Source organism: Burkholderia sp. MSMB2157WGS (assembly GCF_001532755.1).
In the GTDB taxonomy this organism is placed as follows: domain Bacteria; phylum Pseudomonadota; class Gammaproteobacteria; order Burkholderiales; family Burkholderiaceae; genus Burkholderia.
Genome location: NZ_LPJG01000053.1, coordinates 1 through 12,497, shown reverse-complemented (window position 1 = coordinate 12,497; position 12,497 = coordinate 1). Strand labels below are relative to the sequence as shown.

Below are 12,497 nucleotides of genomic sequence, written 5' to 3'. Positions count from 1 at the left end.
CTTCCGACGATGGATACCTTGCTTTCGATGCGCGTGTTCACGCGCATCGTCGAAACCGGCAGCTTCACGCGCGCGTCCGACACGACCGGCCTCACCACGCCGCGCGTGTCCGCGCTGCTGAGCGCACTCGAGCAGCATCTCGGCTGCCGGCTGCTGAACCGCACCACGCGCCGCATCTCGCTGACCGAGGACGGTCAGGCTTATTACGAACGCTCCGTCGCGGTGCTGCGCGAGATCGACGACATGGAGGCGTCGGTCTCGCAGGCGCGCAACGTGCCGCGCGGCCGGCTGAAGGTGAACCTGCCGCCCGCGATGGCCAAGCAGGTCGTGGTGCCCGCGCTGCCGGCGTTTCTCGACGCCCATCCGGGCATCATGATCGAACTCGGCGTGACCGACCGGCAGATCGACCTCGTCGGCGAAGGGGTCGACTGCGTGGTGCGCATCGGCGCGCTCGACGATTCGGGGATGATCGCGCGGCGCATCGGCAGCCTGACCACCTGCACCTGCGGGTCGCCCGCGTATTTCGCGCGATGCGGCGAGCCCGAGACCGTCGACGATCTCGCGCAGCACGTGGCGGTCAGCCACATCTCGGCCGACACCGGGCGGCCGCGCGTGTGGGATTACGTGGTCGACGGCGAGCCGCGCATCGTGCAGATGTGCGGCACGGTGGCCGTGAACGACGCGGACAACTACATCGAGTGCGGCGTCGCCGGCATAGGCCTGATCAAGACGTCGCTGTACCTCGTCGAGCCCTACCTGAAGTCGGGCCGGCTGCGCGAAGTCCTGACCGATTTCAACGCGCCGCCCAAGCCGATCTCGGTGCTGTATCCGCCCAATCGCCACATCCCGGTCAAGCTGAAGGTGTTCGTCGACTGGCTCGCGGGCCTGTTCGAGCAGATTCCGACGCTGCAGGGCAAACGCGGCTGAACCGCACGGCGCGGCACGCCGGGCGCGGCCGCGCGCCGCAGCCGGTCGAACGCGCGGGCGCCGCACGCCGGACCGGCGCGGTCAGGCGTCGTTCCACCGCGCGCCCAGCACGCGCCCGCAGAAATTCGGCCGATGGAAATCCGGATCCGCGCGTTCGAGCACGTCGGCGCTCCACGTGCCGAAGGTCGTCTGCGGCCGGTGCTCGACGCCGCGCGCGACCATGTCGAGATACGCTTCGCAAAAGCCGCTGCCGCGCGGGTAAGTCGCGAGCAGCGCCGTGCGCTCGTCCGGCGTATAGGCGTCGAAGTCGGTCGCCATCAGGTCCGTCGACACCGCGCACGCCAACGCACGCGCGAGCGGCGACGCGCGGACGGCCACGCCCGGCGTCGTATGCAGCGCGATCGCTTGCCACACGTCGTCGCGCATGCGCCGCGACCGGCGATGCCGCAACAGCAGCGCGTGCGCGGCGTCCGCGCCGTCGAGCTCGTAGCGTCCGGTCGAACGGCCGTACGCGGGGCTCAGCCCCATGTTCGCGTACATCGCGGCGACGTACAGTGCGTCGGCGTCGCACGCGTCGCCGGCACGCCGCGCGGCGAGCGACGCGAACACGAACACGCGCGCCGCGTGATCGACGAGCGCGGCGGGCAACGACGCGCGGGCCGCGTCGGCTGCCTCGACCGCAACGGGCGTGCGCGGAATGCGAACGCCGGCCACTTCGTCGCCGGTGGCCGATGCGCGCGGGTGCGCAGCATTCATCCTGTCTCCTTCATGCCCCGTGCCCGGGGCGGAAAATCGTTCAATGCACGGCGGCGTGCGGCGCGCACCGGCACGCGCCGCTCAAAACGCGACGCAGCAGCGGCCGAAGGCTTCGCAGCGTTCGGCGGCCGCACTTGCCGTCGGATAGCGCGGCCGCGCGAAGCGGCGTCCGTGACCGTGCGCCCGGCACGCGTCGATGCCGGCATCCGCGCACGCGTCGCCCGCCGCATCGGCGACGCCGCCTGCGGCGACCGGCGACCATGCGGGGCTGACGGGCGGCGGCGGCGGCGCGAGCGGCGAAAATTCCTGCTCCGCGTGCACGACCTTGCCGTCGACGACCGTCAGCACCGACGACAACGCCGGGATACGCCGCGCGTCGATCGTGAAGTAGTCGTCGCTCAGCACCGCGAAGTCGGCGTACCGGCCGGGCACCAGCGCGCCCTTGCGATGCTCGTCGGCGGAGAACCACGCGCTGCCGACCGTGTAGCGGCGCAGCGCCTCCATCCGGCCGAGCCGGTTGCGCGCCGGATACAGCGCGGTGCCGCCGACGGAGCGCCCCGACACCATCCAGTACAGCGCGACGAACGGGTTGTAGCTCGCTGCGACCGTCGCGCCCGAGCCGGCGCCGACCGGCAGCCCGGCCGCGAGCATCGCGCGGATCGGCGGCGCGCGCGTGGCCGCCGCCGCACCGTGGCGCGCGATGAACGCTTCGCCCAGGAACGCCATGCGCGGCTGCACGGTGATGCCGCCGCCGAGCGCCGCGACCCGCGCGATATTGGCATCCGAAATCGTCTCGCAGCGATCGAAGCACCAGCGCAGCCCGTCGAACGGCGTGTCGCGATCCACCGCTTCGAACACGTCGAGGAAGCGGCCGATCGATTCGTCGTAGGTCGCATGCAGCCGGAACGGCCAGCGGTGGTGCACGAGCAGCCGGACGACGGCCGCCAGTTCCATCTCGATCGACGCGGGCAGGTCGACGCGCGGCTCGAGAAAATTCCCGAGATCGACCGCCGAGAACAGCAGCCGCTCGCCCGCGCCGTTCGCGCGCAGGAACGCGTCGCCGTCGCCGGGCGCCGTCAGCGCGATCCATTTCGCGAAGTCGTCGAGTTCCCGGCCGGCATGCCGCGCGCCCAGCGCATAGGCGATGCGTGTCGTCAATTCGCCGCGCCGCGCGAGCGTCGCGACCGCCGCGTAGTCGTCCGGGTACGCGAGGCCGTCGCCGCCGGCGTCGATCGCGCTCGTCACGCCGACGCGGTTCAGCGCGCGCATGAACTGCCGCGTCGAGTTGACCCGGTCGGCCGCATCGAGCGTGGGTGCGCGAGCGAGCGCCGCGAACAGCACCGCCGGGTCCGCATGCGCGAGCAGCAGCCCGGTCGGCCGCCCATGGCGGTCGCGCCGCAGTTCGCCGCCGGGCGGATCGGGCGTGTCGCGTCCGTAGCCGAGCGCGCGCAGCGCGGCCGCATTCAGCCACGCGCAGTCGCCCAGATGCTGGATGAATACCGGCGTGTCGGGCGCGATCGCATTGAGCTCGGCCGCGGTCGGGCCGCGCTTCTCCGCGAACTGCAGTGCGGTCCAGCCGCCCGCCACGCGCGCCCATTGCGGCGCGGGTGTGCGTCGTACCTGCCGGCTCAGCAGGTCGAGCGCGTCGGCCAGCGACGACACGCCGTCCCAGCGCACCTCGAGGTTGAAGTTCATGCCGCCGCGAATCGCCTGCAGATGCGCGTCGATCAGGCCCGGAATCACGGTACGGCCGTGCAGATCGATCCGGGTCGTGCCGTCGTGCGCATGGCGCAGCACGTCGCGATCGTCGCCGGTCGCGACGATGGCCCCGTCCTTCACGGCGAGCGCGCGGACGAACGAGCGCTGTTCGTCCTGGGTCGCGATCTTGCCGTTGAAGACGACGAGGTCCGCCGAACGCGCGGGTTCCGTCGCTCTAAGCACCGTCGGGCCTCCCGTGCACGCCGGCACGCGACGCCGCGCGGCACGCCCTGCTTCTCGCCGCGGCCGGGAACGCGGCCGCACCGCGCACGTCGGCACGCAGGCTGCGATCACGCGACCGCGCGGTTGCACCGGATTCGCGCATCGTCATGCCGCCTGCTGGGCCGCGTCGGCGGCATCGCGCCGCGCGCGGGTCAGGCATGGCGCGGGCGGCGCATCCTGACGGACGAAGTTCTGCACGCGCAGCAAGCGACGCACGTCGTGTGCGCGCGAATGCGGATCGAAGTGCCGCGCGACCCCGGCGACCAGCGCCGACGCCTGCGCGGTGTGCCCGCGCTCGATCAGATGATCGGCGAGATCGAGCGAGCCGCGCAGCGCCCACATCGCGGCGCCCTGCGCGTTCGCGGTCTGGATCGCCATCTGCAGATGACGATGCCCGTCGGCCTCGTACGCCACCGCGAGATTCGCGCCGACGGTACGCGCCTGCTCGAGCATCGCGACGCCCCGCACGCGCAGCAGCTCGGGGACGAACAGGTGCTCGCCGTGCGCGCGGCAGCGCGCGAGCGTCGCATCGAGCCGGAGGCGCGCCTCATCCGCGCGGCCGGTCCGCACGAGGCCCTCCGCATACGCGACGGTCAATGGCGCGAGCACGCGCCGGAATCCGCTCGCCTCGATGCGCCGCAGCGCGGGTTCGAGCCGGGCGAGGCCGGCGCCGGGATGGCCGGCCTGGATGTCGAACTGGCCGGTCAGGCATTCCGCGTGACTGCGCCAGATGTCGAAACCGTGCGCGTCGGCGGTCGCGCGCAGCGTCGCGAGATAGTCGGAGGTGATGTCGTGATCGCCGTAGCGCAGCGCGATCGGCACGGCGGCCGCGCCGAGCACGATGCACAGCGTGAGCGGCGACGGGCTGCGGCGCCCATGCTCGACCGCTTGCGCGGCGACGCGCATCGCGTGCTCGGGCTCGCCTTGCATCCACAGAAGACGGATCAGCATCGTGCGGCCCAGCGTCGCCATGTCGACGCCCAGCGCGGCCTGCGCGCACGGCGATTCGCCTGCGTCGGCGAGCTCGGCCGTCGCCGCTTCCAGCCGCTCGCGCGCCTGCGCATGCTCGCCGAAGTAATGCAGCGACGTCGCGACCATCGTGTTGGCCAGCAACCGCTGCGACCGATCGCCGCGCCGCTCGGCCGCCCGCTCGAAGCGCGTCGCATAGCGCAGCGATTCGTGAATGTCCGACAGCGTCAGCATCGTGTTCCACAGCCCGACCAGCGCGCGTGCGTCGAACGCGTCGTCGCCGATGTGCGCGGCGAGACCGAGCGTGCGATCCCACATCGCGGCCGCGGCCAGCGCGTCGCCGTCGGTATGCAGCAGCGCCGACGCGCAGGCCGCCCGCAGCCGCATCTCGCGCGCGGCGTCGACCGGGTCTGCCGCGTCCGTGTCGAGTGCGTCGAGCACCGCTCTCGCGCGCGCCGTGCACGCGCGCATCCGCGACGGCTCCAGCAGCGCGCGCGCCAGCCGGTCGGGCTCGGGCACGGCTGCGGCAGCCTCGGCGGCGTCCGCCGGCTCGTCCACGGCCAACGCGGGCGCATCGGCAGGCGGCACGTCGGCGGGCATCACGGGCATCAAGGGCGCCACGAGCCGCACGGGCGCGCGCTCGCGCTCATACTCCGCATGGCGCGCGGCGATGCGCTCGAATTCGCCTTCGTCGTGCAGTTTTTCGACCGCGTACGCGCGCGTCGATTCGGTCAGCCGGTAGCGCGCATAGGCACCATGGAACTCGACGGTCACGAGCGATTTCGCCACCAGCTCGCCGAGCACCGCGATCATGTCCGCGGCCGACGTGCCGGGCTCGGCGGCGACCGCGTGCGCGGCATCGAACGAAAACGGCCCGATGAAGCACCCCATCCGGCGAAACAGCGCCCGCGCGGCCCGATCGAGCAGCACGTAGCTCCAGTCGAACGTCGCGCGCAGCGTCTGATGACGCGGCAGCGCCGAGCGCAGCCCGCCCGTCAGCAGGTTCAGCCGGTCGTCGAGACGCGACGCGACGACCGCGAGCCCGAGCGTCGCCACGCGCGCCGCGGCCAGTTCGATGGCAAGCGGCAGCCCGTCGAGGCGCCGGCAGATGTCGCCGATCAGCCGCATGCCGGCTTCGTCGACCGTGCAATCCGGCGCGGCCGCGCGCACGCGCTCCAGGAACAGCTCGACGGCCGAACAGCGGACGATTTCGTCGGCGGACGCGTCGCCGTCGGGCACCGCGAGCGGGCTCATGCGCAGCACCGCTTCGGCCGAGATGTGCAGCGGCTCGCGACTCGTCACGAGCACGCGCAGCGAGCCGGCGCTCGACGTCAGCGTTTCGACGAGGCTCGCCACCAGATCGACGATGTGCTCCGCGTTGTCGAGCACGAGCAGGCAGCGCGACGTCGCGAACGCGTCGACGATACGGTCGATGGCGGGCACGCCCGGCATATCGAGGCCGAGCTCGGCGGCGAGCGCGATCAGCATGTCGTCGCGCGTCGACGCGCGCGCCAGCTCCACGAACAGCACGCGCTCGCGCGAGCGGCTGCGCACGCGGTGCGCGACGCGCACGGCAAGACTCGTCTTGCCGATCCCGCCCGCGCCGACGAGCGTGACGACCGGCGTGCATTCGAGCATGTCGACGATCTGCGCGAGTTCGGCGTCGCGCCCGACGAGCGGCGCGATCGGCGACGACACCGCGGCATCGGGCGGGACGTCGATGGCCGGCGCTTCGGCGGCCGACACGGGGTCCGGGCCGGGCGACGCGCTCGCCACCAGCAGGTAGCCGCGCCCGGGCACCGTCTTGATCAGATCGCGGCTCGCGCCGAGCGCCTTGCGCAGCGTCGCCACATGCACCTGGAGCCGGTTTTCCTCGACGATCAGGCCCGGCCAGACCGCGTCCATGATGTCGTCCTTCGACACGACCGAACCGCTCGCGCGGTGCAGGACTTCGAGAATGTCGAGCGCGCGCCCGCCGATGCGCAGCGACGCGCCGTGACGACGAATGTCGCGTTGCTCGAAATCCACCGACAAAGTTCCGATCTGAATCATGGCCGCCTCCGGTCCCTCGGGATGACCGCCCGATGAACGCGGCAGTTCACCCGGCGGGAAGTCCGCGTCCGGCGCACCCTTGCGCCGGACGGAAAATGTCGAATTCCGGACCGAGTGTAGACGGGTGGCCGCTGAAAATCTTGAAAGAAAATGCGCTCTGTCCGCGGATGCCGGGCGGGCGCGACCGGCACGATCGCTTGCGTGTAAAAGTGGGGCGCTATACTCTGCCGGGCCGCCCGCGCAGGCGTCGAGCCGGGCTGCGCACGCGACGCGCACACGCGTTGAAAGCAATTTGTAACGATTGCCAGCGGACGTTTATGCAAATTCATTTTGAACGTTCGCGTGCGCATCTAAACTGGACTCGTCATTTCACGCTCCGAGTCCCTTGCTGGGGAATTCCATGTCAGACTCCGTCATCGCCGCGCCGGTGGCATCGTCTCCGCGGCGGCCGAAAGATACGCTCGGCTGCGTGTCGAGCCTGCTGGCAAAGGATGTCGAAACGACGTCCGGCGGCCTGAAGCTCCACCGCAAATGCATGCGCGAAGCGCACGTCGAGCGCATCGAGATGCCGCCGTGCGACCGCGGCTTCCTGGTCGGCGTGTCGCTGGGCGGCGGCCACCGCCGCACGCTCTATGGGCGCGCCGGCGCGAGCGAACGCCGGTTCCAGCATCACTCGATCTACATTCGCGATTTTTCCCGGCATTTCCACGCGGACCTGTACGGCAACTTCGACTTCGTGCTGGTCGAGCTGCCGCATGCGTATCTCGAACGCGTCGGCCCCGAGCACGGCGGCCAACCGGTCGGCGGCCTCGCGTGCCGCCCCGACGTACGCGACCCGGTACTCGGCCATCTCGCGCACGCGGTAGCCGACAGCCTCGACGCGCCCGGCCCGTTGAACGCGCTGTTCATCGAACAGGTCGGGCTCGCGATGGGCACGCATCTCGTGCGGCGCTACGGCAACGCGCGCACGCACGAGCTCGAGCGCAAGGGCGTGCTGTCCCCCGCGAAGGTGGCGCGCGCCCAGGAGCTGTTGATGGAAAAGGCGGACCTCGGCGTGTCGATCGAGGAAGTGGCGAACGAATGCGACCTGTCGCGCGGCTATTTCATCCGCGCGTTCTCGCGCACCACGGGCCGCACGCCGCACCAGTGGCTGCTGGAGCAACGCGTGACGCGCGCGCGCGAGCTGATCGAGACGTCCGACATGACGCTGGCCGACATCGCGGTCGCGTGCGGCTTCGCCGACCAGAGCCATCTGAACCGGGTATTCGCGCGGATCGTCGGCCATCCGCCCGGCGCGTGGCGGCGCGCCCGGTCGCGCTGACCGGCATGCACGCACGCCGGGCCGTCACCGCACCGGCGTCGCGTCGTAGTTGACCGGCACCCAGTCGTATTGCGCGCCGTCCCGGCGCAAGTGCCCGAGCCCGGGAAACGCGATATGCGCGGCACCGACGAGATAGCGTCGATCGGCGACGCGCTTCAGCGTGGCCCGCCGCGTGCGGCGGGCGGCGCCGGCATCGCTGTCGTACTGGACCGTCGCGTCGACGTCGCGCAACTGGATCGCCGCCACGTGCACGATGTCGCCCCACGCGAGCAGGCCCGCGTGGCCGCTCTCGATCAGATAAGCCGTGTGGCCCGGCGTATGGCCGGGCATCGGCACCGCGCGAATGCCGGGCGCGAGCGTCGCTTCGCCGCGAAACGTCCTGAAGCGGCCGGCCGCGACGTAAGGCGCGACCGCCGCGGCGGCCGCATCGAAGAACGACGCGAGGAACGCCGGCGCCTGCGCCTTGTTGGCGGGATCGAGCCAATACGCGGCTTCGACGGCATTGACTCGCACGACGGCATTGGGAAACGTCATCGCACCGTTCGACGCAATGCCGCCGACATGGTCCTTGTGCAGATGCGTGAGCAGCACTTCGTCGATCCGTTCGGGGGCATAGCCGGCCGCGCGCAGATCGTCGAGCAGCTTGCCGCAGCAGTCGCCGTACAGCGTGCCGGCGCCCGCATCGACGAGGATCCGCTTCGATCCGGTATCGACCAGGAACGCATTGATCGATCCCTGCACGGGCGGCTCCAGGAAGGCGCGGTCGAGGTCGCGCCGGATCTCGTCCTTCGAGACGTCGCGAAACACCGTGTCGACCGGAAACGGATGCGTGCCGTCGGACAGCGCGATCACCGTGAAGTCGCCGATCTTCTGCCGATAGAAGCCGGGAGGCTGTGGGCCGGCGGCGGGGGCCGGCGTGGATTGCGCTTCGGGTTGCGCGTCGGCGTGGGCGTCGGACTGCACGCCGGCCTGCGCAAACGCCGCCGGCGTCGACAGGCCCGCGCATCCGGCCACGATCAGCAAACGGGCCGCATGCGCAACGCACGCGTGCCGGAACAGGGTCTTCATGCGATCTCCGCGACGAACCGTGCGCGCGCCCGGCCATGAACCGAACGACCCGCACGACACGCGATGCCGCGCAGCTTATCGGGCGCCGCGGCGAAAATCCTGAGCGGCGCCTGAATTGTCCTGAAGACACGGCGCGCGAGCGCAGCCGCGCTCGACGGCGCCGGCGTCGCGCTGCTGCCCGACCGGCTGGTCGGTGCGGATGTCGAAGCAGGCCGCCCGCAGCGGCTGTTCGATCGGTACGACGTGACGCCCGGCTCGGCACGCGCGGTGATCACCGCGCTGTACCTGCCGAACCAGCGCGGCTCGAAGCGCGTGACCGCGTTCGTCGATTTCGTCGCATCGCTCGCCCGCGCGCAGCCCTGACACGCGCCGCGCCGCGTGACGCGTCACCAGCCGAACTTCGCTTCCATCCCGAGATAGTCGGCGTTGCGCGCGCCGAGCGCACGAATCGACGAGCCGAGCTGGAAGTGCACGGCTTCGAGCGCGAGCGCGACGTTCGCGTTCACGAGCCAGTCGACCCGCGCCTGCGCGTACATCCCGGTCCACGCGCCGCCCTTGCCGGCCGTGCCCGGCACCGCCGACATCCCCTGCCCGTAGATCGCGTCGGCGGTCGTCTGCCGCCACTGGAAGCCGACGGCGGTGAGCACCGTCACCGAGCTGGCCGGCTTGAACGTCAGCGACGGCTTCACGTGGATCAAGTTGCTGTATCCGGTGTAGCCGGCGAGCGTGAAGTAATAGCCGTTCGGAAACAGCGGGTTGAACGTGCCGACCCGCCGGTCGCCCGGATGCGCGTCGCCCGATGCGCCGTCGACCTGGATGCCGATGCGCGGCGTGCCGGCCGTCTTCGCGAACGTGTAGCCGCCCAGCGCGCCGAACGCCCATGCGCCGACCGTGTCCTGCCCGACGTGGCCGGTCTGCAGCATCGCCTCGACGTCCCAGTCGACCCCGCCGGTCTTGCCCGCGTAGCGCATGTCGAACACGTCGCGCCGCTCGGTGCCGGATGCATCCGGATAGCGCGCGCTGTCGCGCGTATAGCGCGACCAGTACGCGGACAGATCGCCGGGCCCGGTTCCGTTGCGCTCGACGCGCACGCCGTCGAATCGCAGGTGCCGGTTCGACACGTCGTCGAACACGGCCGCATTGCGATACTGCACCGGGCGCGTCACATAGCCGATCAAGCGCCATTTGCCGATTTCGTAATCGGTCCACAGTCCGTCGTATGCCTGCCGCACGTTCGGGCCGTCGCGCACCGACACGAAACGCTGCAAGTCGAACGCCATCTCCTGCCGGCCGATCCGCGTCTTGAACGTACCGGGCCCCAGCTGATCGACGTACGCGACGAATGCCTGCTCGAGGTCGAGCTGATCCTTGTCGACCGGGCCGACCGTGTCCTTGCCGAACGGCCGCGCATCGACGAACTGCACGAACGCCTGCAGATGCCCGCGATAGCGCAGGTCCGCATGCACGTTCGCGCGCTGGATCACGTAGTTGTCGTCGTGCGCGGCGCCGAGGCCGAACAGCGGCGCGTCGTTCAGTTCGAAGCGCTCGCGCAGGTTCGCGCCGAGCGACAGGTAGGTCGACGGGTCGTCGCCGAGCCGCATGTATTTCAGCGCGTCGAACGGCTTGCGCGGCACGCACGGATTCGCGAGCGCCGACCAGTCCTCCTGCCAGCGGTTGAACGACACCGTCGGACGTTTCGCGTTGCACGACGCCGCGGCAGCGGCCGGCGACGCGGCCGCGCCGGCCGCCGCTCCATTGGCGTCGGCATCGGCGCCGACGGCCGACCCCGCGTGCAACGCGGCGCTGCCCGCCAGCATGACGCACGGCAGCGCGCCGCGCCACGATCGCTTCATCGGCCGGCGCACCGTCATTTCGACCGCGCGTGGATTTCGGCGACGTAGCCGCCCGGGAACTGCACGAGCGCCGCGTCGCGGCCGTCCGACTTGAACGGCGGCACGAGCACCGTCACGCCCGCGGCTTCGGCCTGCTTCAGCGTCGCGGCGAGATCGGCGACTTCATAGCCCGTCATCTCGCGCCCGAACGGATACGGCAGGTGACCGTCGGTCGCGAGCACGGTCATCTTGCCGAAGCCCGATTCGATGCGAATGCGGCGGTAGGTATCGTTCGGCCGGCCGATCTCGATGCCCGGCGCATGGCGCACGTCCGACACGATCTTGCCATGCGAGAACGCGGCGAAGTTGCGTGCGAGCTTGCTCGCGCTTTCCGGCGATACGTACACGCGGTTCTCCGGCACCGTCTGCAGCGGGTCGTAGTTCGGCGCCTGCGTGTGCCAGTACAGCTGCATGTTCACGCCGCCCGGCCAGCGGACGATCGCATCGCGGCCGATCGGATCGGGGAACGTCGTCACGACGATGTCCGCACCATGCGCGCGCGCCGACTTCACCGCGACGTCCATGTCGGTGACGAGATAGCCGGTGCGTTCCTCGCAGAACGGATACGGAATCGGCGTCTTGAAGCCGAACACCGAGATCGTGCCGACCGGCGTCAGCACGAGCTGCGACATCGTCTGGCTCGGCGTCGGCGTGACCTGGAACACGCCCTGCTTCGACTTCTTGCCGCCGAACGTCGCGACGAAGCTGTCCGTGAAGCGGTCGAAGTCTTCGGGTGCGACGCACACGTGCGTCGTGTCGTACTGCGGGCCGACCGCGACTGCGAGGAAGCGCGCCGCGGCGGCCGGCGACGCGATGTCGTCGAGGTGGGTTTCGTCGGCGAGCGCCGGCGCACCGGCCAGCAGCGCGGCGAGCACGGCCGACGACGCGGCGGTCATGCGCAGCAGGTTGCGCAGATTCAGTGAACTCATCGGTTTTCTCCTTGATGGTGACGCGCGCGGCCTGGCGCCGCGCGCGGATTCGGATTCAGCGGGATGCGGGCTACTCGCTCGAGCGGCCCGGACGACAGGCGGGAAACACGCGCATCGCGCGCGGCAACGTGCACCGCAAGCGGACGCGCGCGGCGGCAGACGGAGCAGACGCATCGCTTCGGCACGGTCGTCTCAACATCACCGCATGGCGGGACCGCTGCGAGCGGGGTCTCGTCCATCGTCGGGCACGGTGACGAGGATGAACCCACCGATCGGTCCCGGATGGTCGAAAAATGCGTCAAGGGCCATGAAGCGCGCGATGCGTGTCATGTTCTAGAACTCGGCCGCACCCACGGTTGTGACACCCGCGTGCGGACCCGTGCCGCGGAGCCGCACGCGGTATGCGTCGCCATGTCAGACCGCCCAGCACGAACAGCCGAACGCGCCCCAGAAGCCCTTCGCGTCCGACGTCGGCAACGCGCTTGCCCATGCGCTCGCGTGCGCATGCTGGTGAACGGTGCATGCGTTCGCGCAGCCGCACATCGCGGCGGCCGCCGCGCGCTGCAACGGCGCGCCGTTGCGCTGCGTCGCGCCCCAGCCGCC

The 12,497-nt window shown here is 70.8% G+C and carries 10 protein-coding genes and 1 pseudogene; 3 read left to right on the top strand and 8 right to left on the bottom strand.

Features of this window, described 5'->3' with window-relative positions:
* Positions 1–9: 9 nt before the first annotated feature.
* Entirely contained in the window at positions 10–927 is a 918-nt protein-coding gene (locus WT53_RS29610) for a LysR family transcriptional regulator (RefSeq protein ID WP_034209350.1), read from the top strand.
* Between the two features lie 81 nt (positions 928–1,008).
* Here WT53_RS29610 and WT53_RS29605 read toward each other — a convergent pair whose 3' ends face one another.
* The 3 genes from WT53_RS29605 to WT53_RS29595 all read right to left on the bottom strand — a co-directional run bounded on the left by WT53_RS29605 (position 1,009) and on the right by WT53_RS29595 (position 6,684).
* Entirely contained in the window at positions 1,009–1,683 is a 675-nt protein-coding gene (locus WT53_RS29605; RefSeq protein WP_034209351.1) for a hypothetical protein, read from the bottom strand.
* An 81-nt stretch (positions 1,684–1,764) separates the two neighbouring features.
* Entirely contained in the window at positions 1,765–3,624 is a 1,860-nt protein-coding gene (locus WT53_RS29600) for an amidohydrolase (RefSeq protein ID WP_034209352.1), read from the bottom strand.
* A gap of 144 nt (positions 3,625–3,768) precedes the next feature.
* The gene (locus WT53_RS29595) at positions 3,769–6,684 is read right to left on the bottom strand and encodes a winged helix-turn-helix domain-containing protein (protein ID WP_060262536.1); all 2,916 of its coding nucleotides are present in this window, start codon (positions 6,682–6,684) and stop codon (positions 3,769–3,771) included.
* Between the two features lie 400 nt (positions 6,685–7,084).
* Here WT53_RS29595 and WT53_RS29590 point away from each other — a divergent pair, with 400 nt between their 5' ends.
* Entirely contained in the window at positions 7,085–8,005 is a 921-nt protein-coding gene (locus WT53_RS29590) for a helix-turn-helix domain-containing protein (RefSeq protein ID WP_034209354.1), read from the top strand.
* A 24-nt stretch (positions 8,006–8,029) separates the two neighbouring features.
* Here WT53_RS29590 and WT53_RS29585 read toward each other — a convergent pair whose 3' ends face one another.
* Positions 8,030–9,073 carry an MBL fold metallo-hydrolase gene (locus WT53_RS29585; RefSeq protein WP_034209355.1) on the bottom strand — a complete coding sequence of 348 codons (1,044 nt, stop codon included), beginning with the start codon at positions 9,071–9,073 and terminating at the stop codon, positions 8,030–8,032.
* A 144-nt stretch (positions 9,074–9,217) separates the two neighbouring features.
* Here WT53_RS29585 and WT53_RS34380 point away from each other — a divergent pair.
* A pseudogene (locus tag WT53_RS34380) lies at positions 9,218–9,436 on the top strand (LysR family transcriptional regulator); the annotation flags it as partial.
* A 23-nt stretch (positions 9,437–9,459) separates the two neighbouring features.
* On the opposite strand, the gene WT53_RS29580 reads toward WT53_RS34380, so the two are convergent.
* The 4 genes from WT53_RS29580 to WT53_RS29570 all read right to left on the bottom strand — a co-directional run.
* Entirely contained in the window at positions 9,460–10,926 is a 1,467-nt protein-coding gene (locus tag WT53_RS29580) for an alginate export family protein (protein ID WP_034209506.1), read from the bottom strand.
* Positions 10,927–10,940: 14 nt separating this feature from the next.
* On the bottom strand, positions 10,941–11,894 hold the full coding sequence (locus WT53_RS29575; RefSeq protein ID WP_034209356.1) for a VOC family protein: 954 nt from the start codon (positions 11,892–11,894) through the stop codon (positions 10,941–10,943).
* A gap of 198 nt (positions 11,895–12,092) precedes the next feature.
* Positions 12,093–12,224: a hypothetical protein gene (locus tag WT53_RS34280; RefSeq protein ID WP_257127888.1), complete on the bottom strand. Its 132-nt coding sequence runs from the start codon at positions 12,222–12,224 to the stop codon at positions 12,093–12,095.
* 84 nt (positions 12,225–12,308) lie between these two features.
* A partial coding sequence (locus WT53_RS29570) for a hypothetical protein (RefSeq protein WP_156447850.1) occupies positions 12,309–12,497 on the bottom strand: 189 nt, incomplete at its 5' end.